At 62.6% G+C, this 25,394-nt stretch carries 22 protein-coding genes and 1 riboswitch; of the genes, 9 read left to right on the top strand and 13 right to left on the bottom strand.

What is annotated here, in order from left to right; translation table 11 throughout:
* Window positions 1-21: 21 nt before the first annotated feature.
* Together BSY16_RS04465 and BSY16_RS04460 are read right to left on the bottom strand one after the other, a co-directional pair.
* Window positions 22-1,608, bottom strand: a complete 1,587-nt coding sequence (locus BSY16_RS04465) for an ABC-F family ATP-binding cassette domain-containing protein (protein WP_069058559.1) — start codon at window positions 1,606-1,608, stop codon at window positions 22-24.
* Window positions 1,609-1,753: 145 nt separating this feature from the next.
* Complete coding sequence (locus BSY16_RS04460; RefSeq protein WP_069058558.1) at window positions 1,754-2,818, bottom strand: phytanoyl-CoA dioxygenase family protein; 1,065 nt, start codon at window positions 2,816-2,818, stop codon at window positions 1,754-1,756.
* A 270-nt stretch (window positions 2,819-3,088) separates the two neighbouring features.
* Between BSY16_RS04460 and BSY16_RS04455 the strand changes: the two genes are divergently transcribed.
* The gene (locus BSY16_RS04455) at window positions 3,089-4,183 is read left to right on the top strand and encodes a DUF2865 domain-containing protein (RefSeq protein ID WP_069058557.1); all 1,095 of its coding nucleotides are present in this window, start codon (window positions 3,089-3,091) and stop codon (window positions 4,181-4,183) included.
* On the opposite strand, the gene bluB is transcribed toward BSY16_RS04455, so the two are convergent.
* The 5 genes from bluB to BSY16_RS04430 all read right to left on the bottom strand — a co-directional run bounded on the left by bluB (window position 4,176) and on the right by BSY16_RS04430 (window position 9,686).
* A complete protein-coding gene (gene bluB / locus BSY16_RS04450; RefSeq protein ID WP_069058556.1) occupies window positions 4,176-4,868 on the bottom strand; it encodes a 5,6-dimethylbenzimidazole synthase in 693 nt (230 codons plus the stop codon). The genes BSY16_RS04455 and bluB overlap by 8 nt on opposite strands.
* 46 nt (window positions 4,869-4,914) lie before the next feature.
* Window positions 4,915-5,138, bottom strand: a riboswitch (cobalamin riboswitch).
* Between the two features lie 59 nt (window positions 5,139-5,197).
* On the bottom strand, window positions 5,198-6,709 hold the full coding sequence (locus tag BSY16_RS04445) for a diguanylate cyclase domain-containing protein (protein ID WP_069058555.1): 1,512 nt from the start codon (window positions 6,707-6,709) through the stop codon (window positions 5,198-5,200).
* Between the two features lie 124 nt (window positions 6,710-6,833).
* Window positions 6,834-7,661 (bottom strand): TolB family protein, encoded by an 828-nt coding sequence (locus BSY16_RS04440; RefSeq protein WP_069058554.1) that lies wholly within the window; start codon window positions 7,659-7,661, stop codon window positions 6,834-6,836.
* 15 nt (window positions 7,662-7,676) lie between these two features.
* Window positions 7,677-8,003: an ammonium transporter gene (locus BSY16_RS04435; RefSeq protein WP_069058553.1), complete on the bottom strand. Its 327-nt coding sequence runs from the start codon at window positions 8,001-8,003 to the stop codon at window positions 7,677-7,679.
* 3 nt (window positions 8,004-8,006) lie between these two features.
* A complete protein-coding gene (locus BSY16_RS04430) occupies window positions 8,007-9,686 on the bottom strand; it encodes an NAD+ synthase (protein ID WP_069058552.1) in 1,680 nt (559 codons plus the stop codon).
* 397 nt (window positions 9,687-10,083) lie between these two features.
* On the opposite strand from BSY16_RS04430, the gene BSY16_RS04425 reads away from it, so the two are divergent.
* The 4 genes from BSY16_RS04425 to BSY16_RS04410 all read left to right on the top strand — a co-directional run bounded on the left by BSY16_RS04425 (window position 10,084) and on the right by BSY16_RS04410 (window position 14,886).
* On the top strand, window positions 10,084-12,012 hold the full coding sequence (locus tag BSY16_RS04425; protein WP_083242824.1) for an LTA synthase family protein: 1,929 nt from the start codon (window positions 10,084-10,086) through the stop codon (window positions 12,010-12,012).
* Between the two features lie 57 nt (window positions 12,013-12,069).
* Window positions 12,070-12,597 (top strand): DUF1003 domain-containing protein, encoded by a 528-nt coding sequence (locus BSY16_RS04420; protein WP_069058550.1) that lies wholly within the window; start codon window positions 12,070-12,072, stop codon window positions 12,595-12,597.
* Window positions 12,598-12,745: 148 nt separating this feature from the next.
* Entirely contained in the window at window positions 12,746-13,168 is a 423-nt protein-coding gene (locus tag BSY16_RS04415; RefSeq protein ID WP_069058549.1) for a TadE/TadG family type IV pilus assembly protein, read from the top strand.
* A gap of 2 nt (window positions 13,169-13,170) precedes the next feature.
* A complete protein-coding gene (locus BSY16_RS04410; RefSeq protein WP_069058548.1) occupies window positions 13,171-14,886 on the top strand; it encodes a pilus assembly protein TadG-related protein in 1,716 nt (571 codons plus the stop codon).
* Between the two features lie 15 nt (window positions 14,887-14,901).
* On the opposite strand, the gene BSY16_RS04405 is transcribed toward BSY16_RS04410, so the two are convergent.
* Both BSY16_RS04405 and BSY16_RS04400 read right to left on the bottom strand, forming a co-directional pair.
* Entirely contained in the window at window positions 14,902-15,297 is a 396-nt protein-coding gene (locus BSY16_RS04405; RefSeq protein ID WP_069058547.1) for a GFA family protein, read from the bottom strand.
* A 123-nt stretch (window positions 15,298-15,420) separates the two neighbouring features.
* Window positions 15,421-16,794, bottom strand: coding sequence for a class II 3-deoxy-7-phosphoheptulonate synthase (locus BSY16_RS04400; protein WP_069058546.1), 1,374 nt, complete (start codon window positions 16,792-16,794; stop codon window positions 15,421-15,423).
* Between the two features lie 563 nt (window positions 16,795-17,357).
* On the opposite strand from BSY16_RS04400, the gene BSY16_RS04395 reads away from it, so the two are divergent.
* Window positions 17,358-18,260, top strand: coding sequence for a LysR family transcriptional regulator (locus tag BSY16_RS04395; RefSeq protein ID WP_069061363.1), 903 nt, complete (start codon window positions 17,358-17,360; stop codon window positions 18,258-18,260).
* On the opposite strand, the gene gor is transcribed toward BSY16_RS04395, so the two are convergent.
* Complete coding sequence (gene gor / locus BSY16_RS04390) at window positions 18,238-19,626, bottom strand: glutathione-disulfide reductase (protein WP_069058545.1); 1,389 nt, start codon at window positions 19,624-19,626, stop codon at window positions 18,238-18,240. The genes BSY16_RS04395 and gor overlap by 23 nt on opposite strands.
* Before the next feature lie 271 nt (window positions 19,627-19,897).
* Between gor and BSY16_RS04385 the strand changes: the two genes are divergently transcribed.
* Window positions 19,898-20,233: a hypothetical protein gene (locus BSY16_RS04385; protein WP_069061362.1), complete on the top strand. Its 336-nt coding sequence runs from the start codon at window positions 19,898-19,900 to the stop codon at window positions 20,231-20,233.
* 101 nt (window positions 20,234-20,334) lie between these two features.
* Here BSY16_RS04385 and BSY16_RS04380 read toward each other — a convergent pair whose 3' ends face one another.
* Together BSY16_RS04380 and rpiA are read right to left on the bottom strand one after the other, a co-directional pair.
* Window positions 20,335-20,883: a DUF2059 domain-containing protein gene (locus BSY16_RS04380; RefSeq protein ID WP_069058544.1), complete on the bottom strand. Its 549-nt coding sequence runs from the start codon at window positions 20,881-20,883 to the stop codon at window positions 20,335-20,337.
* Between the two features lie 18 nt (window positions 20,884-20,901).
* Window positions 20,902-21,600 (bottom strand): ribose-5-phosphate isomerase RpiA, encoded by a 699-nt coding sequence (rpiA, locus tag BSY16_RS04375; protein ID WP_069058543.1) that lies wholly within the window; start codon window positions 21,598-21,600, stop codon window positions 20,902-20,904.
* Window positions 21,601-21,794: 194 nt separating this feature from the next.
* On the opposite strand from rpiA, the gene BSY16_RS04370 reads away from it, so the two are divergent.
* Window positions 21,795-22,469, top strand: a complete 675-nt coding sequence (locus BSY16_RS04370; RefSeq protein ID WP_069058542.1) for an HAD family hydrolase — start codon at window positions 21,795-21,797, stop codon at window positions 22,467-22,469.
* A gap of 17 nt (window positions 22,470-22,486) precedes the next feature.
* Window positions 22,487-23,287: an APH(3'') family aminoglycoside O-phosphotransferase gene (locus tag BSY16_RS04365; protein ID WP_069058541.1), complete on the top strand. Its 801-nt coding sequence runs from the start codon at window positions 22,487-22,489 to the stop codon at window positions 23,285-23,287.
* Window positions 23,288-23,291: 4 nt separating this feature from the next.
* On the opposite strand, the gene BSY16_RS04360 is transcribed toward BSY16_RS04365, so the two are convergent.
* Complete coding sequence (locus BSY16_RS04360; RefSeq protein ID WP_069058540.1) at window positions 23,292-25,172, bottom strand: L,D-transpeptidase family protein; 1,881 nt, start codon at window positions 25,170-25,172, stop codon at window positions 23,292-23,294.
* Between the last annotated feature and the right edge of the window lie 222 nt (window positions 25,173-25,394).

The following is a 25,394-nucleotide window of genomic DNA, read 5'->3' as shown; positions in this document are numbered from 1 at the left end:
GGCCAAAGCCCGGCCTTTCCCTCAAGTAGCCACGAGCTCCACCCGACGCGTGATGCCGATCGCCGCCAGAAACGGCTCATCGTGACTGACGACGAGGAGCGCGCCGTCATAGGCGCGCAGCCCCGCCTCCACCGCTTCGATCGAATCGATGTCCAGATGGTTCGTCGGCTCATCGAGGATCAGCAGCGCCGGCGGCGTGCCACCGCCAAGTACGCAGGCGAGGCCCGCGCGTAGTAACTGCCCGCCGCTGAGACTGCCGACAATCTGCAAGGCGGCATCGGCGCGGAACATGAAACGCGCCAGTGCCGCGCGGCAGGTATTTTCATCCGCGCCGGGATTGAGCTGGCGGAAATTGTCGCGGATCGACAGCGATGGATCGAGCAGGCTCACACTCTGATCAAGCATGGCGACGTCGGTAAAGCCCCGCACGCTCCCCTGCCACGGCTGTAACTGGTTGGTGACGAGGGCAAGCAGCGTCGTCTTGCCGGAACCGTTCGGCCCCGTCACCGCGATCCGCTCGGGCCCGGTCATCACCAGGGAAAGATCGCGAAGCACCGGCTGATCCGGCGCGTAACCGACCGTGACATTCTCGATCTTCAACACCGTCTTGCCAGTGGCCAGATGGGTCGATGGCACGGCAACGGTCAGCGGTTGGAGGATTTCGATGCGCTCGCGCGCCGCGGTGACCGCCTCGGTAGCCTGCCCCTGCCGGCTTTCGGCAAGGCGGGCATTGGAACCGCTCGTCAACTCGCTGCGCTCCTTCATGGCACCCAGCATGATGCGGGGAATATCGCCCCGCGCCTTCTTCCGGCGTCCGGCGCTGTCCTTGCGCGCCTTGCGCTCGGCGATGGCCTGCATGTTCCGCGCCACCTCCGCGGCCTGTTTTTCGGCATCCGCAAGGTCGCGGTGCGCGGCCGAAAGCTCCAGCGCCTTGCGGGCCCGATAGGCGCTCCAGTTGCCGCCATAGCGCGCAGCGCCTAGCGTTGTCAGTTCGACGATAGCGTCCATCGTTTCGAGCAGCTCCCTGTCGTGGCTGACGACGATCGCGCCTGCCCGCCAGCCCGCAAGCAGGTCGATGACCGCCCGGCGCCCTTCCCGGTCGAGATTGTTGGTCGGCTCGTCGAGTAGCAGGAAATCCGGTTCGCTAAAGATGAGGGCTGCAAGCGCCGCGCGTGTGCGCTGCCCGCCGGACAGCGCCGTCAACGGTGTGCCCGGCTCGGCAGACAGACCGACACGGGCAAGAGCTGCGGCAAGCCGCGTCTCCAGCGTCCAGTCCGCATCGGCAAGGGCATCGGCGTCCGCCTCACCGCGCACTGCAAGGTCAAGCAGATCGAGGGCCTCGACGATACCGAAGAGGCTTGCGACCGTCTCATCCGCCGCGACCTGCACGCTCTGACGCAGCAGGCCGAGCGTGCCGTCCACCGAGACGGTGCCGGCCTGCGGCGCAAGATCGCCGGTGACGAGCTTCAGCAATGTCGTCTTGCCGACGCCATTGCGGCCGACAAGGCCGGCGCGCTCGGCACCGAAGCTCAGGTCGAGATTGGAAAGGAGGGTGTGGCCGTCAGGCGTGGACCACGTGATTTTGGAAAGTGTGATGGAAACAGGCATGGTAACCCCCGAGAACAAAACGAAGTCGATTTGTGTTCGGGTTGAATTCCATGGTGCACCAGCCGGTCAGCATTGACGATGCCGGAGATTTAGGGCCGAACCGGCCGGCTTGCAAGCCCGAGGCCGGTTCGGCAGATCGAAAGAGTCAGGCCGCCGGCGGCTGATCCAGCCGCTTCGACCACTCGTCCGCCTTGCCATTGCCGGCGGGATGCCAGGGCGATCCCTTGAGGCCGAGCTTGCCGCGCAGGCCCATCGCCGAAATGATCAGCCGGTTCATGCCGGAGGCGATGAAGGGCAGAGACGCGAGGTGCAGGCCGGTGAACGGCAGGAAGGGATTGCGGCGCAGCGACCCATAGATCTCGATGCGCGTCGTCGTCTTGTAGCTCGGGCTGCGCGCGTGGAAACCGTGCGTGTCGGCGACGATCAGCGTATTGGCCTTGACTGTCATCCTGACCGGTTGGCCATAGCCGAGCGCACCCAGTTCATCAGGCATGATGCGCAGCGAGCCACGGGCGGAGTAGATGTTTTCGATGGCATCCGGATTCTCGCTGATGCGACGCTCCCAGGCGATGCGCTGCGGCGTCATCTCATGCGAGCCCGGCACATAAGCGAAGGGGCCGTCTTCCTCGTTGACGTCGCGCAGGAAGAGCCAGGCCTTGGCCGTCGGCTGGAACGTATCACTGTGCAGGGCGGTCTGCGGATCGGTCGAGCCCTTGGCGATGACCGACGGCAGGGCCATCACCACCTGCACGACGAGCAGCGGCTGGCCGGCATGGGACGACACGTAACGCAGCAGATTGGTGAGCCGCGGGTCGTTGCGCGCCGCCTTGAAGCCCGGCAGGCTTTCCAGGTCGCTGTCGTCGATGATCGCGCGGCGGGTGACTGTGGCGCCCTGCTTCATGTCGTAACGCTCGAAATCGCGCTCGGCGAGTTCACGCGTGACCGCGGCGAAATCTTCGGGGGACAGGAAGTTCTCGATCTTCACGAAGCCGTTCTCGGCATATTGCCGGCGGTACTCCGGCGCGACCGTGCTTTCCAGCTTGGTCCGGCGCCAAGCCGCCATGCGCATGGCGAGCGAGACGCGCTTTTCGTGCAGTCCCTTCCTGTTCAGCCATTTGCTGCCGATGATGGGGTTGTCGGCGAAGGATTTTGCGCCGGACGCGACCTGAAGCGCGTAGAGAGGACTGAGCAAGACTGAGGAAATCCGCATGTGCACCTGCCTGCAAGGGCCGGTCTCCCCTTGAGGGCGACTGCGCGAGAAGCGCGCATACCGGCTGTTGTATGTGCCGAGATTGCTACACCAAGCCCCGGGGGAGATCAATTACGCCCCTTCACCAAAAGGTGAGAATTCAAATCATGTTTCTCTTGCGCGTTAATCACAAATACGGGAGCGCGTTGCGCTTCCCCCCCGGTAGCCTATGATAAGGCCTGCATATGCGGCGGGATCGCCGCTCAAACGCACATTCATGGGATCGACGACTTGAAAAGACGCGCCAGTCTTCTTTTTGCCGTTGCTACCGGCCTGCCGCTGTTATTCTTCGGCGGCACGGCGGCCGCGAACGTGTGCGAGCGCATCCAGGCCGAGCTTGCCAACCTGCCACGGGTTCTAGTCGATACGTCGAGCGCCCGCAAATATGCCGGCGCCATCGCGCGCCAGAACATCCAGCTTCGCAAGGCCAAGGGCGACCAGCGCCGCCTCGGCTGTTCGGGCGGAAGCATAATCGTCGTCGGCGGGCCGAACGCTGAAGCGTGCGACACGCTGGAGTCGGTCATCGGCAAGATGGAGCGAAATCTCCAGATCCTCGACAGGAAGCGCCGCGAATTCGCCGGCGGCACCTCCACCGACGGCAAGCGCAGGCGCCTGCTCGCCTCCTTTGAGACGAACGGCTGCAATGACGAAGCGAAAGTGATGCCCGTCGCGGCGACCGAGACGCTGCGCACGCCCGATGAAACACACAGCCTACCGCTCGGCACCATGCCTGATGGTAGCGGACGGCTGGAACTGCGCTCGCTTGGCGGCAGCAACGGCCATGGCAACCTGCGCACCGTCTGCGTGCGCACCTGCGACGGCGGCTTTTTCCCGATCTCCTCAGGCGCCACGCCGCTCGATTTTCGGCGTGACCAGCAGGTCTGCAGCATGATGTGCCCGCAGACGGAAACCGAGCTCTTCTATCAGTCGATGACGAACGGGCAGGAAACCGACCAGATGACCTCGACGGTTAGTGGTCGCCCCTATTACGAGTTGCAGAACGCCTTCTCCTACCGCACGCGTGACCTTTCCAAGCCCGGCGCTTGCGGCTGCAATCTCTCGGCCTATTACCAGGAGATGATCAAGCGCGAGAAGGCGTTGAAGGGCGACCCTGCACAGGCAGCGACCGGCGACGACGGCGGCTCCATCACCAGGATCGATACTCTGCCGAAAAAGGCGGAAACAGCGGTCAAGACGCCGGTGACGATCGAGGAACGCGACTACGATCCGGCGACCAGCAAGGTGCGCACAGTCGGCCCGGTCTTCCTGCCGGCAAACCAATCCGCCATCGACCTCGGCCGTCCGGCCGATGCCGGCGTCAACTGACGCCGGTTTCCGGCCAGCGCTCCTCGAACACCAGTTCTTCCAGCGGCAGGCGCTGTCGCCAGCCCTTCACCGCCAGCTCCGGCTCGGCATAGAGCCGGTCGACGAAACCCACACACAGCCAGGCGACGATCTCGATATGCTCGGGTATGCCGAGGATGCCCCGGACGTCGCTGTCGTGAAAGATGCTGACCCAGCCGACGCCCACCCCCTCCGCCCGCGCCGCGAGCCAGAGGTTCTGCACGGCGCAGACCGTCGAATAGACATCCATGCGCGGATTGTGGGTGCGTCCCAGCACCACCGTTCCGCCGCGCATCGGATCACAGGTCACGCAGATCGAGAGCGGCGCCTTGAGAATGCCCTCGAGCTTCAGGGCGCGATACTGCCCCTGCCGCTCGCCTTCGAACATCGCCGCCGCCTCGGCATTGGCTTTTTCAAACGCGGCATGCACCCGCCGCCGCGTCGCCTCGCTGCGCACCATGAGAAAATTCCACGGCTGCATGAAGCCGACCGACGGCGCGCTGTGGGCGGCATGCAGCAGACGGCCGACGAGGTCGTCCGGCAATGGTTCGGGCAGAAACTGGTCGCGCACGTCACGGCGCGTTTCGATGGCACGATAGACGGCTTGCCTGTCCTCGCAAGAAAAGGCGCCCGCCCGGACCAGAGGGTCCCACGGTTCGGTTCGCATCGTTTTCTCCCCAACAATGCGCACAACCTGCCGCCGTCCACGCGGGTTCGGTCTATCTTGCCAGGCCGGTCTTCTGACTTCGGGTCACGCAGCAAGCACCTGCCTTCCCGGTTGAGCAACCAGTGGCAAAAGCCTGAATCGATTCAAGCTTTTACGGCGCGCGCTATCCCCGTCACAGCGTTGGGCACGTTCCGGACCTGGGCTTTTCAAGCCCGCACCGGATTCCCGATTCTCCCGCAAAAAGCGGGCACCTGACGGGGACGATATGCGCATGACCGGACGATGCGATCAAGCCCGCTTGCGCCGCGGGCCTGTCCATCTGCGGCTTACTAGGCGGCGCGGGCCTCGCCGGCCTCGGCAATCTCGGCCCTGTCCATGTCACCGGCATGGACGGCACGGTTGCGGCCGGCGTTCTTGGCCGCATAGAGCGCGGCGTCAGCCATGACCATGACGTCGTGCACCGTCTTGCCATGCTGCGGGAACTGGGCGATGCCGGCGCTACCGCCGATCAAGAGAAGCTGGCCGTCATAGGCGATCGGGATCTGCGCATCCAGAACGAGGCTGGCGGCAAGCTCCACCAGATGCTCTCGGCTATGTTCGCCGGTCAGCAGAACGCAAAACTCGTCGCCCCCCAGGCGGGCGACACAACCGCGCCGGCCGACACGCTCGGAGAAGCGCCTGGCGACGGCCTGAAGCACAGCATCCCCCGCAGCATGTCCATGCCGGTCGTTGACTGCCTTGAACTTGTCGAGATCGAGCGCGAGGATCGCGAAGGGCTTGTTCTCGCCCTTCTTGATGGCGCGCGACATTTCCTCGTCAAAACCGCTGCGGTTCTTGAGCCCGGTCAACGGATCGTGCCGTGCGAGGAAGGCATTCTTCGTCTCGCTGCGCTGGAGCGCGCGGACGAGTGCGGAAAAGCGCAGGGTGACGAACAGCATGACGCCGGCAAATACCAGCACGAACAACGCGATCTGCGGCAGCGCCGAGCGCCAGACGAAGGATCCCGGCATGTTGGGCCGCCAGGACGTGACCATCGGATTGTAGGTATCCCCGCCGACCGGCGTCATCAGCAACCCCGGCTCCTGTGTCACGATCGGCGTGAAGCCAAGATCGCGCACGCCGAGGCGCCGCTCGGTGTTTGCCAGCATCTTTTGCGAGACGGGTTTGACGGTGATCAGCAGCGTCGGCTCAAGCCGGTTCGCGGGGATGTAAAGTGTCTTGGGAATAACCGCCTGCACGACGACGATGCTCATCACCCGGTCGATCAAGCGCATGCCGGAAACGTGGATTTCGGGCAGTGCCGGCGTCAGCAGGTCCGGGTCTGCCTTCGCACCGGCCACCACCCAACCGCCGCGATCGGGCGACAGCGCCTCGCGATAGGCGCGCTCGGCCCTGCGGGTGAGATCGCTCACCCAGTGCAGCTTTTCGCGGGCCTTGCGTTCTGAAACCTTTTCACCGCGCTGTACGCCCAGCACCTTTTCACCATCCGGCGAGGTAAGGATCATCCAGGAGAAACCGAAATCGGACCACATCCAGTCCCGCATCTGGTCGCGCACGAAGGTGTCGTCCGGCATGCCGTCCGCCAGTTCGTTGAACGCCTTGTCCCAGAAGGAGAGCTGGCTCTGGTACTGCACGACCTGGTCGATCTGGTGGCTGAACTCGTTGCGCACAAGGGTGCGCTCGGTCTCGGCGACGAAACTGTCGGCCCGCTCGATTGCATAGTCCAGAACGAGATAGTTGGCGGCTCCAAACAGCAGGACGATCATCAAGGCCGCCGCCCGGATCGCCCAACCTACACCGCGTCGCCGCGTCGTGCGGCCCAGTTCAGCCTTGCCCGTCATTGTTTCCCTGCCTGTCCCCCACCCTTTCCGGGCATTGTTGGGAGGAGGCTAACTGACAGACGGCAAAATTCGCTTAAACGGGCTGGTGAGTGAAAACTTAACTCACGCTCACCGGAAATGGGGATCACCCAGCCGGCGCGTAGCGCACGAAGGCGAATTCTGTGCCATCCGGCGACCAGTTCGGCACATTCATCGTGCCCTGTCCGCCGAAAAGCTCTAACAGAATCCGCGCGTTGCCGCCGTCCATGTCCATGAGGCGCAGGCGCACATCGAGATCGCGGGGATGATCGAAAACGTCGCCCTCGTAGGAGAGCACGAGCAGGTGTTTTCCGTCCGGCGAAGGGTGCGGGAACCAGTCACCATAGGGGCTGTCGGTGATGCGCGTCGGCTCGCTGCCGTCGGCACGCACGCGCCAGATCTGCATGTGGCCGGTGCGGCTGGAATTGAAGTAGATCCACTCCCCATCGGCAGAATAATCCGGCCCGTCATTGCGCCCTTCGCCGAAGGTCACACGCCGCTCCTCGCCGCCTGCGACCGGGATGGTGTAAATGTCGAAGACATCGCCCCGGATGCCACAATAGGCGAATGTTTCGCCATCCGGCGACCAGCCATGCCAGTAGGACGGCAGGTTCGGCGTTACCAGCCGCGGCGTGCCGCCCTCGGTCGGCAGCACATAGATCGCCGACTTGCCGAACTCGACCTTGTCGCTGATCGCCAGCAACGTGCCATCGGGCGAAAGCCCGTGGTCATTGTTGCAAAGCGTCGCAAACCCCGTGTCGATCTGCACGGGTTCGCTGCCATCAAGCGAAAGGCGATAGAGCAGCCCGTCGCCGTTGATGACCAGAAAACGCCCATCCCGCGAAAAGTTCGGCGCCTCGACGAGCCGCTCCGTCTGCCACACGACGCGCGTTTCGCCAGTAACGATATTGTGGATCTCGACGGAACTGCGCATGGCTTTCTCCAGTCGTTATTGTCGCTCGTCGACCACCGGCAACAGCTTCCGGCAGATGGATTGCATGAGCACGAAATTGCTGTGCTCGCGCCAGGTCGAAACGAAACCCCAGGCCAACAGCAAAAGGATGCAGATGAAGGCCACGCCGGTGATGACAAGGCTGCCGGTCGCAAGGCCGTAGATGCCGAACACTGCCGGCGTCGCGAAATAGGCGATCTGCGCCGAAACATGCCGGCCGGCCGATACGTCGCTCAGTGACCACAACCGGATGAGCCTGATTTCCTCCGGTGTGAAATCCGGGCGGTTTTCGTCACCGCCCGGCTCGCTGGAGCGCGCCTCCACGCCCTACCCCCGGTCCCGGAACCGGTTGGTGATCGGGTAGCGGCGGTCTCGGCCGAAATTCTTCTTGGTGATTTTGACGCCCGGCGCCGATTGCCGGCGCTTGTATTCCGCGATGTAGAGCAGGTGCTCGATGCGATGCACGGTGGCCGCATCATGGCCACGCGCAACGATTTCCTCCGTGCTCATTTCCAACTCGACGAGGCACTCGAGGATATCGTCGAGCACCGGATAGGGCGGCAGCGAATCCTGGTCGGTCTGGTTGGGGCGCAATTCGGCAGACGGCGCCTTGTCGATGATGTTGTTCGGGATCACCTCGCCCGTCGGGCCGAGCGCGCCTGGCGGCACATGCCCGTTGCGCCAGCGCGACAGCGCGTAGACCTGCATCTTGTAGAGGTCCTTGATGGGATTGAAACCGCCGTTCATGTCGCCGTAAAGCGTGGCGTAGCCAACCGACATTTCCGACTTGTTGCCTGTCGTGACGACCATCGAGCCGAACTTGTTGGAGATCGCCATGAGGATCGTACCGCGCGTACGGCTCTGCAGGTTTTCCTCGGTAATGCCCTCTTCCGTGCCTTCGAAGGTTTCCGACAGTGCCGAGAGGAAGCCTGTCACCGGCGCCTCGATCGGCACGATGTCATAGCGGCAGCCGAGCAGCTTGGCACAGTCGGCTGCGTCCTTCAACGAATCCTTCGAGGTATAGCGGTAGGGGAGCATCACGCAGCGCACCCGCTCCTCGCCCAGCGCATCGACGGCGATCGCCGCGCAGATCGCCGAATCGATGCCGCCGGACAGGCCGAGCACGACATTCTTGAAGCCGTTCTTGTTGACGTAGTCACGGAAGCCGAGCAGGCAGGCGCGGTAATCCGCCTCCTCCTTCTCCGGAATGCGCGACATCGGCCCGCCGTCGCAGACCCAGCCCTCGCCATGCTTCTTCCAGGTGGTGAGCGCGATCGTCTCCTCGAACTGGCTCATCTGGAAGGCGAGCGTCTTGTCGGTGTTGAAGGCGAAGCTCGCGCCGTCGAAGACGAGTTCATCCTGGCCACCGAGCTGGTTGGCATAGAGCAGCGGCAGGCCGGTCTCGATGACCTGCTTCAGCGCCACCTGGTGGCGAATGTCGACCTTGCCGCGATAGTAGGGCGAACCGTTCGGCGAGAGCAAGATTTCCGCTCCGCTTTCCGCCAGCGTCTCACAGACGCCGAGTTCGCCCCAGATGTCTTCGCAGATCGGAATGCCGAGACGCACGCCGCGGAAATTCACCGGTCCGGGCATGGCGCCCTGGTCGAAAACGCGCTTTTCGTCGAACTCGCCGTAGTTCGGCAGGTCCACCTTGTCGCGCACGGCGATCACCTTGCCGCCATCGAGCACGGCAACGGCATTGTAGCGACCCGTCTCATCCTGCCGCGGGAAGCCGATGATGACGCCGGGGCCGCCCTCGGCCGTGTCGGCGGCGAGAGCGTCGATGGCGCGACGGCAGGTGTTCAGGAAGGCGGGCTTCAGCACCAGATCTTCCGGCGGATAGCCGGAAATAAAAAGCTCCGTCAGAAGGAGGAGGTCGGCACCTTGCCGGGCGGCATCCTCGCGGGCGGCGCGCGCCTTGGCAAGGTTTGCGGCAACATCGCCGACGGTCGGGTTCAATTGCGCGACGGCGATGCGCAGCGTTGCCTTTTCAGTCTGGGAAGTCATGTCTGCGGACCCGTTTCCTTCAGAACAGTTCCAGCAAAAACGTACAGCGCTTTTGCGTCCGGAACTGCAAAAAACATAGGGACAGAGCGTTTTCGCGTTTCAGGGAAAGCGGAAAATGCCCTGGTGTCCGATCCTGCTGCCGCGCGCGGCTATCGCTCTCTCGAACGGTCGAGAAGCTCTTTAGAACATCACAAGCGCTTTGGGAATGAACCGCGACGCCGTTTGCGCGCGCTTCAGCACAAAACCCTCGTTTTTCAGGCAGTTCCGTCGACCATTGCGGCGGTGCAACAGAGGGAACCAAAGCACGGGGAGAACGTTGCAGAAACCGTTCATCTCCTGTTCAAGATGACATCCGTATGACAAATACACGAAACTTTTATGAAATCTGGAGACGGCTTTGGCTCTGTTCACTCCCGCAGCCGTGGCGATCAATACCACAGAAGGCCTTGCCGTCGAGGCAGGCTTTTTCGCGCGCCACGCCAAGGCGCTCGCCGTGCTGCGTTCGCTGGCCGTTTCCGGGCTTCTTGCGCTCCTGACCGTCATCGTCATCGAGTTGATCACGCGCGGTTCGGTCGAGCAGACCTGGATCTATTTCACCAATCTCGAACAGCCCGCCTGGACCACCACGGGCGTGTTCTTCCTGCTCTATCTCGCCATCGACGCGCTGATTGGCCGGCAGCACAAGGCGGTGCTGCTGGTATCCCCGCTCGTCATGCTGATGGGCGTCATCTCGCAGCAGAAACAGGTTTTCCTCACCGACCCGCTCTATCCGACCGACCTGCTTTTCGGTCGCCAGATCATGGAGCTGATGCCGGTGCTCGTGCAGGACAGGCCGTGGACCGCTGCGGGCCTCGCGCTTGCCGTCGTCGCTGCGGTTGTCGGCCTCATCAGCCTTTGGGTCTTCGCCTGGCGCCGCTTCCGTCCGCTGACCAGGAAAGAGCGCCTGACGCGGCTTGCCATTGCGCTGCCGCTGCTCGCCGGCTTCGTCTCGATCATGGACTACAACGAATTCTCCTGGGTCCGTGACCGGCTCAAGGTGTTCCCGATCATGTGGGACCAGGCGGAAAACTATCGCCACAACGGCTTCATGATGGCCTTCGCCATCAACCTGCCGATGGCCAACGTGCAGGCACCCTCCGGTTACATGATCGACGCGATCGACAAGATTCCGTCAAAGCCCATGCCGGTCGGCACGACGCACCGTTCCAAGCCCGACGTCATCGTCGTCATGAGTGAATCGCTGTGGGACCCGACGCGCCTCGAGAACGTAAAACTCTCGGCCGATCCGATGCCGGTGATCCGCGAAAACCAGAGCGGCGGCGTCTTCTCGCCGGAATTTGGTGGCCTGACCGCCAATGTCGAGTTCGAGGCGCTGACCGGCTTTTCCAACGCCTTCCTGCCGACGGGCAGCATTCCCTACCAGCAATATGTGCGCAAGCCGATCCCGTCGCTCGCCACGTTCTTCCGCGCCGAAGGCTATACCGCGCGCGCCATCCATCCGTTCTCCGGCTGGTTCTGGAACCGTTCGAGCGTCTACAAGGCCTTCGGTTTCCAGACCTTCAAGGACGTCGACAAGATGCCGCCGCTGGCAAAACGCGGCAACTTCACCTCGGACGAGGCACTGACCAAGGAAATCATCCGCCAGGCCGACATGCAGGAGGATCCGTTCTTCTTCTTCACCGTCACGCTGCAGGGCCACGGCCCCTATGACGACGGCCGCTATGCGAAGACCGACATCGACGTCGAAAGCAAGCTGGATGCGCGCGATACCCGCATGCTCGCAAGCTACGCCCAGGGCGTGAAGGAAGCGGACGGCAGCCTGAAGATGCTGATGGACTGGGCGAAGGAGCGCGACCGCGAGACGATCATCGTCGTCTTCGGCGACCACCTGCCGCCGCTCAACACGGTCTACCAGAATTCCGGCTACATGCCGGGCATCACCGCCTCGCGCAAGGGCACGCCCGAGCAGATGCAGAAGGAGCACGAAACGCCCCTCGTCATCTGGTCGAACAAGACCGGCGTGGAAAAGGAAGTCGGTACGATCAGCCCGGCCTTCCTCTCCTACTTCATCCTCAAGGAAGCCGGCTTCGAGCATCCCTACTACACCGGCTTCCTCGGTGCGGTGCACGACAAGCTGCGCGTCATCGACCGCTACATGCTGATCGACGCCAAGGGCAAGGGCACCGCCGGCTGGGCGCGCAAGAAGACGATCGACCCCCTGGTGCGTGACTTCCGGTTCCTGCAGCACGACATCATGTTCGGCAAGCAGTATGGCTTGGAGCGTTTCTTCAACTCCCATGCGGAACTGATGGCGGCGGGCTTCTGACAAGCAGCCGAACCGCGCTAGGCTAGGGCTCCGATTCCTTTTTCCGGAGCCCCGGCCATGAGACCCTTCGACGACGCTGCCCAGATCCTCTTCGGCAAAGCCGCCGACGAACTCGACGAGACCGAACGCGAGGTCCTTCTCCACTCCCGAGAAGGGAGAATCCTGTCGGAAGACAGGAACGTTGCTTACGAATCGAAACAATCGGTCGGTGAACGCATCGCCGACGGCATTGCCCGCGTCGGTGGCTCCTGGGCCTTCATCATCGGCTTCCTTGTCTTTCTCGTGCTGTGGACGGTCGGCAACACGATCGTGTTCGCGCGCGAGGCCTTCGACCCCTACCCCTTCATCTTCCTCAATCTCGTGCTTTCCATGATCGCCGCCCTCCAGGCGCCGATCATCATGATGTCCCAGAACCGGCAGGCCGCCCGCGACCGCTTCGAGGCCTCCAAGGACTACGAGGTCAACCTGAAGGCGGAGATCGAGCTCATGGCGTTGCATCACAAGATCGACACGCATTTCCTCGACGAGATCGCCGCATTGAAGCTGGAAGTGCTCCGCCTGCATGACGCACTTCGCCAAAAGTGAGCAACGCGTCAATACAACCAGCGCTATATGCTACTTTAGGCTGAGCAATTTATAGAAGAAATTAAGATTCTGGGTGCACGATAAAAGTGCATCCGTATTTTGGATGCGGGAAAGCCTTGCCGTCAGACAATTCCAAGGAGGAGATGTCATGCACGTCCTGTCCCGCCTGTCGAAGGATCGCACCGGAACCTCGGCATTGGAATTCGCGATCATCGCGCCCCTGTTCTTCCTCGCGCTTTTCACGTTGATCGCTTACGGGGTCTATCTGAGCGTCACCCATTCGGTGCAGCAGATTGCCGCCGATGCAGCCCGCACGGCGGTCGCGGGTCTTAACTCGAATGAGCGCGTCACGCTCGTCAACCGCTACCTTACCTCTTCCCGCCTCGACTATTCCTTCATCAACCGCACGAAGATGAAGGTTCTGGTCACCGAGGATCCCAACAATCCGGACCAGTTCACCGTCACGATCTCCTATGATTCCAGTGATCTGCCGATCTGGAAGCTTTTCACCTTCGCATTGCCGCAGGAGAAGATCGAGCGTTATGCCACCGTGCGCGTGGGAGGGTACTGATCATGAAGCGTCCGCACGATCTTATCGCCAACCGCTCCGGCAATATCGGCACGCTCGCGGCCCTCAGCCTGCCATTGATCATTTTCTCGACGGCCCTTGGCGTCGACTACGGCTACCTCACGGTGCAGCAGCGCCAGTTGCAGGCGACGGCCGATCTCGCAGCCATTGCCGCCGCCGCCAATGTCGTCGAAGCGGAAAAATCCGCTGCCACCTATTTCGCCCTCAACAACCTGTCGGTGTCTGTCACCGGCAAGGACGGCCTCGTCATTCCACCCGCAACGTCGGTAACGACGAAGTCCACGCAGGCCGTCGCCAAGGTCGAACGCGGCCGCTACACGGCCGATCCCGATATCGCCCCTGAAGACCGTTTCAAGCTCGCCAGCACGGAAGCCGATGCCGCCCGCGTGGTCCTGACACGTCCCGGCGATCTCTTTCTCGCATCGATGTTCATGCCGAAATCGCCCGTGCTGACAGCGACCGGCTCCGCCTCGCGCACGAAAGTCGCTGCCTTCTCGGTCGGCACACGGCTCGCCAGCCTGAATGACGGCATTCTCAACGCACTGCTCGGGAAACTTCTCGGCACCAACCTGTCGCTCAAGGTGATGGACTACCGGGCGCTGGTCGATGCCGACATTTCCATCCAGCCGTTCCTGAAGGCCATTGCGACCGAACTCAACCTCACGGCTGCGACCTATGAAGACGTGCTGAACGCCGGCGTTACCATGCCGCAGCTTCTCGCCTCCATGCGCGCCGTGCATGGCCTCTCCGGGACCGTCAACTCCGCGCTGCGGGCCATCGAACAGGCGACTGCAGGCAGCAAAGTGAAGCTGCCGCTCTCGCGCATCCTCAATCTCGATCCGAAGAAGGGGCTTACGGTCGCTACCGGCGGCGATTGGGAAATGTCGATCAATGCCATGCAGATGATCTCGGCGGCCGCGGCACTCGCCAACGGCAAGAACCAGGTCGCCCTCAATGTCGGTGCGGCCATTCCGGGCCTTGCCACGGTGACCGTCAATCTCGCGATCGGTGAACCGCCGGTCGAAACGCCGGCCCATCGTCTTGGCGCGCCGGGCAGTGCCGTGCGCAGCGCCCAGACGCGGCTTGCCGTCGAAGTAAGTATCGACGGCCTCGCGGCCCTCGCCGGCCTGAGGATAAAACTGCCGCTCTATGTCGAGGTCGCCGCTTCCGAGGCGAAGCTTGCCGATATCCGCTGCCTCGGCGGCACGGCCGTCAATGCCAATGTCTCGGTCGATGCCGTTCCGGGTGTCGCGGAAATCGCGGTCGGCAAGGTCAATCCCGACGTGCTCTCCGACTTTTCCGATGAGGCCCGCGTGGAAAAAGCCCGCATCATCGATTCCGCGCTGCTGCGTGTCGATGCGATCGCCCATGTCGAGGCCAAGAACCTCAGCAAAACCCGCCTTGCCTTCACGCCAACGGAAATCGCAGCCCGCACGGTCAAAACCGTATCGACCCGCGATACGCTGACCTCGACCACCAAGACGCTGCTGGAGAATCTCGATGTCGACATCCAGCTTCTCTTCCTCACCCTCGGCACACCGAAGGTGATCACCGCAGCCCTTGCCTCGACGCTCGGCACGGTAACACCGGCCATCGACGAGCTGCTCTACAACCTGCTGCTGGTCGTCGGCGTCAGGATCGGCGAGGCCGATATTCGCGTCACGGGCGTGCGCTGCCAGCGCCCCGCCCTCGTGCAGTGACAAGATCGGTGCGCCTCATCTGTTCTGAGCGAACTGCGGCGCACCGTCCTCGATCTCGTAATAGTCGCCCTTGTCGGCGCAGAAGATGTGCACGCCGATCCTGAGCCCGGTCGGCTGGTCGAACGTGCCGGCCATGATCGACGTATGGTCCGAACCGTCGCCCTTCCAGAACAGCGCGGAGCCGCAGGTGCGGCAGAAGGCGCGACCTGCCGTGTCGCTTGCCCGGTACCAGGTGATGTTCTCCTCACCCTGCACGGTCAACCCCTCGTTCAGTACATTGGTCGCGGCATAGAAATGCCCGGTCTGCCGGCGGCACTGGCTGCAATGACAGGCCACCACCTCGCGCAATCGACCGAACGTACGAAACCGCACCGCACCGCACAGGCAATGCCCCGTATGTTCCTCGCTCATACTTCCTCCCCAAAGAAAAACCGGGCCAGCTTTGCCAGCTGGCCCGGTCCTGTCAAATTCACATTCCTGAATGCTTGCATCAGCCCCGCTAATTTACAGAGACGAAGCAAGAACAGAAAGAGATCAACCGTTCACAACCATCCGCTTTTCGTCCCGGCCACCCTTCATGCGCTCTGCAAGAAGGAAGGCGAGCTCCAGCGCCTGGTCGGCATTGAGGCGCGGATCGCAATGTGTGTGGTAGCGATCGGCAAGGTCGTCGCCCGACAATGCGCGCGCACCGCCGGTGCATTCCGTCACATCGTTACCGGTCATCTCGACATGGATGCCCCCCGGATGGGTGCCTTCCGAACGGTGGATCTGGAAGAAGCTTTCGACTTCCGACAGGATCCGCTCGAACGGACGGGTCTTGTAGTTGTTGAGCGTGATCGTGTTGCCATGCATCGGATCGCAGGACCAGACGACCTTCTTGCCTTCCCGTTCGACGGCACGGATGAGGCGCGGCAGGTTTTCCGCAACCTTGTCGTGGCCAAAGCGGCAGATCAGCGTCAGGCGACCGGCTTCGTTCTGCGGGTTCAAGAGATCGATCAGCTCGAGCAGGCCATCACCGGTCAGCGACGGGCCGCACTTGAGACCGAGCGGGTTCTTGATACCGCGGCAATATTCGATATGTGCATGGTCGGGCTGGCGTGTACGATCGCCGATCCAGATCATGTGGCCGGAGGTCGCGTACCAGTCGCCGGAGGTCGAATCGACGCGGGTCAGCGCCTGCTCGTAGCCGAGCAGCAGCGCCTCATGGCTCGTGAAGAAATCGGTCTCGCGCAGGTTCGGATGGTTTTCCGACGTGATGCCGATGGCCTTCATGAAGTCCATAGTCTCGGAAATCCGGTCGGCGAGCTTGCGGTAGCGCTCGGCCTGCGGCGAATCCTTGATGAAGCCGAGCATCCACTGGTGCACGTTGTCGAGATTGGCGTAGCCGCCCATCGCGAAGGCGCGCAACAGGTTCAGCGTCGCAGCCGACTGGCGGTAGGCCATCAATTGGCGTTCCGGGTTCGGAATGCGGGCCTCTTCGGTGAACTCGATGCCGTTGATGATATCGCCGCGGTAGGACGGCAGCGACACTTCACCCTGCTTCTCGATGTTCGAGGAGCGCGGCTTGGCGAACTGGCCGGCAATACGGCCAACCTTCACGACAGGCTGCTGGGCGCCAAAGGTCAGCACCACGGCCATCTGGAGGAAGGCGCGGAAGAAGTCGCGGATCGTATCGGCACCGTGCTCGGCGAAGCTCTCGGCGCAATCGCCGCCCTGCAGCAGGAAGCCCTTGCCCTCGGCCACGTTGGCGAGCGCCGACTTCAGTCGACGTGCTTCACCGGCGAAGACGAGCGGCGGAAACTTCGCGAGGCGCTCTTCGGTCGCCGCCAATGCGGCGAGATCCGGATAATCCGGAACCTGCTGGATGGGCTTCTGCCGCCAGCTGGTCGGGGTCCAATTCTGTGCCATGATACTCACCTGTCCTGAGACGGCCGCGAAACCTGCGGACGCCCCTCCTTTTGAAGATGCGGGCTTATAAACCGTTAGATGGTTCTTGCATAGCCGAACTTCCAGCGGCAGCGACGCATTTGCAGCGCTAGCGCCCACGCGTCTGACAGACTGTAGAGCATGCCCCAGTCGGCGGTTCTGGCCTAGAAGCGGCGCGGGGCCGTCCGCTGTGCGCAACTCCAATCGGCAACCCTCTGGCGGGGCCGCGCTGCCGGCCTTTTTGTGCGTCGGTTCAAAAACCACGCGACGAGTTTGCTGGCCCATTCCAGGCCGCGCCATTCGTCTCGCTCCAACGGGTCGGACAGTGGCCACACTCCAGGCCGGCCACCCGACCGTTCCATCTTGTCGATAGTAATCATCCATTCCGGGCTCATCACAGAACTCCTTGTTTCCGGTGTCCGGCATGAGGTAGCGCGTGCACTCATTCGATCGTAGAGGCGCAAATGAAACGCCCATTTCACAGTTGAATGATGCCGGCAGTCCGGTTTTGCATTATGAAAAGGGGATTGAACGAGGAATTCGTGATGCCGGAAGTCGACTGGAGCGATCTGCAGCTTTTCTTCCATGTGGCCTCGGAGGGAGGGCTCGCCGGCGCTTCGTCCATCACCGGCATCAGCGCGCCGACGATCGGTCGCCGCATGCTGGCACTGGAGCGCAGCATGGGCAGGACGCTCTTCCTCCGCAGCCAGCAGGGCTATCGGCTCGCCGCCGACGGCATGGTACTGTACGAGCACGTACAGACCATCCGGCGCACCACGGCCGATATCACGAGGTGGCACGGCGATGCCTTCACATTGCCGATCGTCTCGATTGCCGGCGATATCTGGACGACCGGTTTCATTGCGGAAAACACAGGCGATCTGCGGAGCCCGACCGACGGTTTTCGGCTATGCTGCAAGCAGCTCCAGCCCGGCGAGGACCTGACCTACCGCCACGGCATGATCGCCCTGTTCCACAGCGCGCCGAAGACCGGCAACGTCGCGGTTCGCAAGTCGGTGGATGTAGCCTATGCGATCTATCGCGCGGCGGATCTCGCCTTCGAGGGGGATCTGCCCTGGGTGTCGATCGGCACGGAGGTCGCCATGTCTGACGCCGAAAAATGGGTGTTCCGCAACCATGAACAGCACATCCACACCTGGACGAACGCGCCCGACGTTCTGGCGCGACTGATCGCCGGCGGCGCAGGGCGCGGCGTCCTGCCGACCTTTGTCGGCGATGCGATACCGGGGCTGATGCGCGAAGGTGAGCCCATTCCGGGCCTTACCCATTCGCTGTGGATCGCAGCCAATGATGACGATCGTCACCGCCCGGAAATGCGGGTGGTGATCGACCGTCTTTCGGCGCTCTTCAAGCGAAGCGAAGACCGCTTCGCCGGACGTCTGCCGACGAAAAGCCGGCCGACCGTCAGATCCGCTGCCCGTTCCTGACGCGGTAGCTCGGCTGGTACATGGTCACCAGCTCTTCCGACGCTGTCGGATGCACCGCCATGGTACGGTCGAAATCGTCCTTGGTGACGCCGGCCTTCAGCGAAATGCCAAGAAGCTGTGCCATCTCGCCCGCCTCGTGGCCAAGAATATGCGCGCCGAGCACCTTGCGGTCGGCAGCGTTGACGACGAGTTTCATGATCGTCTTTTCCTGCCGGCCGGACAGCGTCGCCTTCATCGGACGGAATTCGGCGCGGTAGACTTCGAGATCGTCGAAAGCCTTGGCGGCCTCCTCCTCGCTCATGCCCACCGTACCGATCTCCGGCTGCGAAAAGACGGCCGTGGCGATCAGGTCATGGTCCGGCGAGACCGCATTGCCGCGGAATTCCGTCTCGATGAAGCACATGGCCTCGTGGATTGCGACAGGCGTGAGCTGCACGCGATCCGTCACGTCGCCGAGTGCGAAAATGCCGGGCACATTGGTGCGGGAATAGTCATCGACGATGATCGCGCCCCTCGCATCCACAGCGACGCCCGCCGTTTCCAATCCGAGGCTGCCCGTATTCGGTACGCGGCCGAGCGCCAGCATCACCTGGTCGACGGTGAGCGTCTCGCCCGCCTTGGTCGTCACTATGCGGCGCCCGCCCTCACCTTCGGCAACATTGGTAATGATGTCCTCGCAGATCACGCGGATGCCCTTGGCGATCATCGCGGCCTGTAGCCCCTGGCGCATGTCCTGGTCGAAGCGGGACAAGATCTGCTTGCCACGATAGATCAGCGTCGTCTCGACACCGAGCCCGTGGAAAATGTTGGCGAACTCGACGGCGATGTAGCCGCCGCCGGTAATCACGATGGATTTCGGCAGGTCCGGCAGGTCGAACGCCTCATTCGAGCTGATGCAAAGCTCATGGCCGGGAAGGTCGACATGCGGTGTCGGGTGGCCGCCGACGGCAATCAGGATGCGCTCGGCGGTCACCAGTTCATCGGTCACGGTAAGGCGGATCGTGTTCGGGCCGACCAGCACGGCGCGCGTTGCCAGGATCGTGGCCGCCGAGTTCTCCAGCCCCTTGCGGTAGAGACCCTCCAGTCGGGTGATCTCCTTCTCCTTCGCCGCGACGAGCGTCGGCCAGTCGAACCGCGTTTCGCCGACTTGCCAGCCGAAGCCGGCGGCGTCCTCGAAATGCTCGTGAAACTGCGAGGCATAGACATAGAGCTTCTTCGGGACGCAGCCGCGGATGACGCAGGTGCCGCCAAAACGAAACTCTTCCGCGATCGCCACTTTCTTGCCCATGCTGGCGGCAAGGCGCGCACTGCGCACGCCGCCGGAGCCCCCACCGATGACGAAGAGGTCGTAGTCGAATGTCGGCATGGTGATCTCCTGCGGGCAAGCCTGGCCGGACGGCCGTCTGACGGGTGTCCGGCAGGCGAATCCGCCACCGGGTGCAACACATATAGGAACAGCGCGGGCAAAAGGAAAAGGCCGCTTTGCCACCCGTGCTGGAGCGCTCCCCCGCCGCCTTCGACGGATTTACGACGGTCCTCCCAAATTTGGTAAGCTGGAAGCGACAAACGCCATTTACCGAAGCGGATATCAACCCTATGAATCCGCTGCCCGATTGTGGGCTAAATGGATGATCGATATGCACAAATTGAATTTCTTCACAGCCAGCGTCGCGGCACTCGCTCTGCTTGCAGGCCCGGCTTTGGCGGAAGACCTCGTCTTCCAGCTCAAGAACGGCACCGGCTCGGTGCTGACGCGTTTCTACACCTCGCCGGTCGGCGTGGACCAATGGGAAGACGATGTTTTCGGTGAGCAAGTCCTGAACCCGAACGAGACGATCGAAATCACCATCGGCGATGGCCGCGACGTCTGCAACTATGACATGCGCTTCGAGTTTTCCGAGGAATCCGACCTCGACACGACCACCGACACGCAGAATCTCTGCGAACTCGGCACCTACACCATTCACGAATAAGCTGGAGGTGGCTGCTTCCCGGGGGTGGCGGCCTGTCGGCGCTTCGAGGAAAGCTGTCGGAATAGAAAAAGGGCGGCTCGCGCCGCCCTTTTTGGAGATGATTACTGCTGCGGTTGCACCGTGCCATTTTCCAGCGTGACTGCTGGTGCGGCGTCGAAGATCGGATCGAGCTTCTTGCCGCTTTCCGTTTTCAGGTCGCGGTCTACGCCGACGGCCCAGATTTGCGCGGCCTTCGCGACTTCCCGCATCGCGATCGGTCCATCTGAAAGCAGCTTCTTGCCGACCGGAGAATTATAGAAATCCGCAATGGACTTCAGCTCTTCCTGCGTGAAGGTCTTTGCGTAGATCGTCGCGGCTTCGCGCTCCAGGTCAGCGCGACGCGGGGCGAGTGCGAGCGCCTGCTCGTCAACGACCTTGTTGATATCCGCTTCGTGGTTCGGCGACGACTGTATGAGTACGCCCTTGGTGCGAACGGCGAGGCTCGGAAGAATATTGTCGAAGTTGGCCGTCGCACCGATTGCATCGATAGCCGCACGCGCGGCCTTGATCTGATCTTCCGTCACATCCTGCGCCTTGACGGCACCGGCAAGGCTTGCCGAAAGGATGAGGCTCACCGCGAGGGTCCGGCCGAAACCAGCGAATTTGATCATGTCGGTCTGTGCTCCTGTCTATTCTTGCGCCGTCAGCGTGCGCGCACCCGCGGGTCCCGCAATGATGGCAAGCGACGCCATGTTGATGAAGAGGCCGTGTTCGACGACGCCCGGTATGTCATTGAGGCTGCTTGCGAGCGCATCTGCATCAGGAATGCGGCCAAAAGATGCGTCGAGAATGTAGTGTCCACCATCCGTCATGAAGGTGCCGTCGCCAGACGCGCGCAGCGCAATGCTGCCGGAAAGTCCAAGGCGGGCGGCCGTCTTTTCGATGGCGATGCGCGTCGAGACGAGGCCGAACGGATTGACCTCGATGGGCAGCTTGAAGGCGCCGAGCGTCTCGACGACCTTGCTTTCATCGGCGATGACGATCATCCGCTCGGAGGCGGCAGCGACAATCTTTTCGCGCAGCAATGCGCCACCGCCGCCCTTGATGAGCCGTAGCCGGCTATCGACTTCGTCCGCACCGTCGATGGTGAGGTCGAGTTCCGGCAGTTCGTCGAGGGACTTCAGCGGCACGCCGAGTTCGACGCAAAGCCGTGCCGTCCGCTCGGACGTGGGCACGCCTTCGACCCTGAGGCCGCCAGCCACCTTCTCTGCCAGAAGCCGCACGAATTCTTCCGCGGTCGATCCTGTGCCGATACCGAGGCGCATTCCGTCTTCAACATGGGCGAGCGCGACCGCAGCGGCCTTGATCTTCATTTCCCGGGCGTCCATGCCCCAAATCTCCGTAAACAATTATCAGCCGGCGCGCTCCAGGCGGCCGGAATTCCGGTGAGACACTTACACGCCCTGAATGGCAAACGAAAGCCAAAATCGCCGCAGGCCTGCGGCCGATAAGGCGATTGCAAATACCCGCGCCATCGCATACCGGAAAGACCGTCCCTCCCCACCTCCCGCAAGGTTTTCCCATGTCCGCTTCTCTCGTTGTCTTCGATCTCGACGGTACACTCATCGACACGGCGCACGACCTCGTCGCAAGCCTCAACCACACGATCGGTCTCGAAGGCCTTGATCCCGTCGGTTATGGCGACCTGACCTATCTCGTCGGCCATGGCGGCCAGGTGATGATCAAACGCGCCTTCTCGCTGCGCGGGCGCGAGATTTCCGAGGAAGAACTGCAGCGCATGCTCGGCATCTTCGTCGAGCACTATGCCGATGCCATGCCGGGCGTCTCCGTCCCCTATCCCGGCCTCATCGAGGCGATGGATCGTCTTTCCGGCGCCGGCCATCGGCTTGCGGTCTGCACCAACAAGATGGAGGGTCTCGCGCGTCGCCTGGTCGACGGCCTCGGCCTCACCGCACGGTTTGCAGCGATTACCGGGGGCGACACCTTCGCGGTGCGCAAGCCGGACGCCGAACACCTGCTCGGCACCATCCACCTCGCGGAAGCCGATCCTCTGCGCACAGTCATGATCGGTGACAGCCTCAACGACATTCTCGTCGCGCGCAACGCCGGCGTGCCGTCCATCGGCGTTCCCTTCGGTTACTCCGATGTGCCGGTGGCCGAGCTTGAACCGACGCATGTCATCACCCATTTCGACGAACTGACGCCCGATCTCGTCGAGCGCCTGCTCGCCCGCTAATATCGTTTGGAGTGCCCGTGGACTGGACTGAAACGCTTCTGGACGTCCGGTCCGGCTGGGCGCCTGCTCACGAGGGCGAATCCGGCGACCGCGTCTTGCGCAGTGCCGATGGACGCCGCTACGCGAAGCTGGCGAGAAAACACCGTGCGGTGGAACTCGCCGGCGAGCGCGAGCGCCTCCTCTGGCTGGCGGGCAAAGGCATCGCCTGCCCGGAACTGCTCGGCTGGCAGGAGAATGAGCATGGCGCCTGCCTTGTGATGAGCGCCGTGTCCGGCATACCGGCGGTCTTGCTTTCCGGCGGCGACCTGCTCACGGCCTGGCCCTCCATGGCCGAACATCTCGCTGCCCTGCACGCCCTTCCCGCGGACGATTGCCCCTTCGAGAAAAGCCTTTCAACGATGTTCGCCCGCGCCGCCGATGTCGTGGCGCGCGATGCCGTCAATCCGGATTTCCTGCCGGATGAAGACCGCAACCGACCGGTGCCGGAACTGTTGGCACGGGTTGAAGCCGAGCTTCCGCTCAGGCTGGCACAGGAAGAGCAGGATCGTGCCCTCTGCCACGGCGATCCGTGCATGCCGAATTTCATGGTCGATCCACGAACGCTTCGCTGCACGGGCCTGATCGACCTCGGTCGCCTCGGCACGGCCGATCCCTATTCCGACCTGACCCTGATGCTTGCCAATGCGGGGGAAAACTGGACGACCGACGCGGAGGCAGAAAAAGCCTTCGACATCCTCTTCTCCACCCTAAAAAACAAGGCGCCCGACAGGGGGCGCCTCGCCTTTTATCTGAGACTGGATCCGTTGACCTGGGGCTGAGCGATCAGCCCTGGATCTCGCGTGCCTTCTGCGTCGCGGCAAAGGCCTTGCGCACATAGTCGTCACGACCATAGACGTCGTCGAAATATTCGACCTTGCCGTCCTTGTTCGGCCAGGCGGTGAAATAGGCGACGTAGATCGGGATATCCGCCTTGACGCTGAGCGCCTTGTTGCGGCCGGCCGCGATCTCCTTGCCCACCTCTTCCTCGCTCACACCCAGCACAGCGGCTGCCATCTTGCGCGGCTCGACAAGGCGCACGCAGCCGTGACTGAGCGCTCGCATGTCCTTCTTGAAGAAGCTCTTCGACGGCGTGTCATGCATGTAGATGGCATGGCTGTTCGGGAAGAGGATCTTCAACTCGCCCAGCGCATTGTCGCCGCTTGGCGGCTGGCGCACGGAAACGCCCGCCGTCGAACCGTACCAGTTGACCGAGGACGACGGGACGGCGCGGCCACCCACGGCCACCTCGTAACCCATGCGGTCGAGATAGGACGGGTCATTCCGGAGCTTCGGCAGCATCTCGTTGACGATGATCGACTGCGGCACGCCCCAGTACGGATTGACCTCGACGGTCTGCACCTGATCCTGGAAGAAATAGGTCTGGTTCGCCTTGGAACCGACGACCGTGCGCATCGAGAATTTTTCTGCGCCGCCCTCGTAATAATACACCTGGAAGGCGGGCTGGTTGATGAAGACGTGGCGGGCGCCGAGATCGACCGGCAGCCAGCGCGTCTGCTCCAGCGCCACTTCGAGCTTGCCGACCTTGTCGGCCACGGAATCGCCGCCTGTCATCTTGCGGATCGAGGCCTTGCCGACGACGCCGTCCGGCTTCAGGCCGTTTTCCTTCTGGAAGGCTTCGACAAGAGTGACCAGTTCGGGCGTGTAGTCCGGCGTGCCGGAATAGGTAGCGATCGTCACGGAATGATCGGTCTTCAGCGCGTCCGAGCCGTGCTTGACGATCCCCTTGATGATGTTGGCAAGCTCCGGGTTGCTCTGGCCGGGTTTCAAGAGTGTGCCTTCGGCGATGACAACACGGTCCTCGCCTTCGGTCTCGGCGCGGAGCTTGGCAAGTTCTGCCTTCAGCATCTGGAAATCAGCGTTCGCGGGCGAACGGCTCTCTAGGTAGCCTTTGACATTGCTGCTCATCGCCACGTTCTTCAACGCTGCGACGAGATTGACGTCCTTGCGCTTGAAATCGTGATAGCCGGAAATGCGGTTCGGATCGATGCGGCCGCGCACGGCGTCCTGCACGTAGGTCGCAACGGCCGAGGACAGGGCGATCTCGAAGGTGGCAAGCTCGCTGTAGCGCGCATTCATGTCGGCGCTGTCGAAGCTGTCCGACGGGATTTTCACTGCGTAATCCCAGGGAGCAAGACCGACGGATGCCGCATCCGCCAGCACGGCGATGACCGCCTTTGCCTTGTCGTTGATGCCCGTGCCGTCGATCCAGACGAATTTCTTCTGCGAGCCGTAGAAGGTCTCGACCGCCTTGGCCGCATCCGGCGTCGTGCGCACGTTCACCGTGGAGAAGGCGGCACGGATGCCTGCATCGCCCGCAGGCAGAACCTCTGCGGAAATCGAGCTGGTAACGACCGGATCAGCCAGCCTGTCGACGGCGACGCGCGTCAGGGCGTCAGCCTTGTAGGTGTAGTAGCGCGGACCGGTGACGCGCGGCAGAGGCTTTGCCTCCCGCTTCACCTCGGCGCCAGGCAGCGCGGCGCCGGTGGATACGCCGGGAAGCTCCTCGTATTTCGGTTCTTTCTTCTTGCCGCCGCGGATGATGTCCATCAGCGTCAGGGCGTTTGCGGGTGCGGCATTGAGCGTGACGGCGGCACAGGAGAGTGCCAGCGCAGCGGCCAGCACGGCAGTCTTTGTAAGCTTCATCTGTAATCCATTCCCCGAATGAACCGCACGTCGCGGTCTCTCTGGCGGCGCCCGAACCAGCAGGCCGGTAAGTTATAGGAAAGGATGGTGAATGAAAAGGAAACGCCCCCTCCCGCCAGCCCCGCCAAACCTCACAAATCCGTTAGTCCACACCCGGCAAGCGAGACGGATTAGCCCACGTAAAAATTTGAATTGGCGGCGAAATTTCTCAAAATTCTCGCA

Origin of the sequence: Sinorhizobium sp. RAC02, assembly GCF_001713395.1 — a bacterium.
In the GTDB taxonomy this organism is placed as follows: Bacteria; Pseudomonadota; Alphaproteobacteria; order Rhizobiales; family Rhizobiaceae; genus Shinella.
The sequence above is the reverse complement of the archived record's forward strand: the minus strand, read 5'-3'. Positions and strand labels throughout refer to the sequence as shown.

Excerpts from the sequence above, each read along its gene's own strand:
- BSY16_RS04395 (WP_069061363.1), top strand. The coding sequence starts at position 17,358 with ATGCCGGAAGTCGACTGGAGCGATCTGCAGCTTTTCTTCCATGTGGCC.
- BSY16_RS04445 (WP_069058555.1), bottom strand. The coding sequence starts at position 6,709 with ATGACGGGCAAGGCTGAACTGGGCCGCACGACGCGGCGACGCGGTGTA.
- BSY16_RS04430 (WP_069058552.1), bottom strand. The coding sequence starts at position 9,686 with ATGACTTCCCAGACTGAAAAGGCAACGCTGCGCATCGCCGTCGCGCAA.
- BSY16_RS04415 (WP_069058549.1), top strand. The coding sequence starts at position 12,746 with ATGCACGTCCTGTCCCGCCTGTCGAAGGATCGCACCGGAACCTCGGCA.
- BSY16_RS04405 (WP_069058547.1), bottom strand. The coding sequence starts at position 15,297 with ATGAGCGAGGAACATACGGGGCATTGCCTGTGCGGTGCGGTGCGGTTT.
- rpiA (WP_069058543.1), bottom strand. The coding sequence starts at position 21,600 with ATGGACGCCCGGGAAATGAAGATCAAGGCCGCTGCGGTCGCGCTCGCC.
- BSY16_RS04380 (WP_069058544.1), bottom strand. The coding sequence starts at position 20,883 with ATGATCAAATTCGCTGGTTTCGGCCGGACCCTCGCGGTGAGCCTCATC.
- BSY16_RS04400 (WP_069058546.1), bottom strand. The coding sequence starts at position 16,794 with ATGGCACAGAATTGGACCCCGACCAGCTGGCGGCAGAAGCCCATCCAG.
- BSY16_RS04370 (WP_069058542.1), top strand. The coding sequence starts at position 21,795 with ATGTCCGCTTCTCTCGTTGTCTTCGATCTCGACGGTACACTCATCGAC.
- BSY16_RS04360 (WP_069058540.1), bottom strand. The coding sequence starts at position 25,172 with ATGAAGCTTACAAAGACTGCCGTGCTGGCCGCTGCGCTGGCACTCTCC.
- BSY16_RS04385 (WP_069061362.1), top strand. The coding sequence starts at position 19,898 with ATGCACAAATTGAATTTCTTCACAGCCAGCGTCGCGGCACTCGCTCTG.
- BSY16_RS04410 (WP_069058548.1), top strand. The coding sequence starts at position 13,171 with ATGAAGCGTCCGCACGATCTTATCGCCAACCGCTCCGGCAATATCGGC.
- BSY16_RS04420 (WP_069058550.1), top strand. The coding sequence starts at position 12,070 with ATGAGACCCTTCGACGACGCTGCCCAGATCCTCTTCGGCAAAGCCGCC.
- gor (WP_069058545.1), bottom strand. The coding sequence starts at position 19,626 with ATGCCGACATTCGACTACGACCTCTTCGTCATCGGTGGGGGCTCCGGC.
- BSY16_RS04440 (WP_069058554.1), bottom strand. The coding sequence starts at position 7,661 with ATGCGCAGTTCCGTCGAGATCCACAATATCGTTACTGGCGAAACGCGC.
- BSY16_RS04460 (WP_069058558.1), bottom strand. The coding sequence starts at position 2,818 with ATGCGGATTTCCTCAGTCTTGCTCAGTCCTCTCTACGCGCTTCAGGTC.
- BSY16_RS04465 (WP_069058559.1), bottom strand. The coding sequence starts at position 1,608 with ATGCCTGTTTCCATCACACTTTCCAAAATCACGTGGTCCACGCCTGAC.
- bluB (WP_069058556.1), bottom strand. The coding sequence starts at position 4,868 with ATGCGAACCGAACCGTGGGACCCTCTGGTCCGGGCGGGCGCCTTTTCT.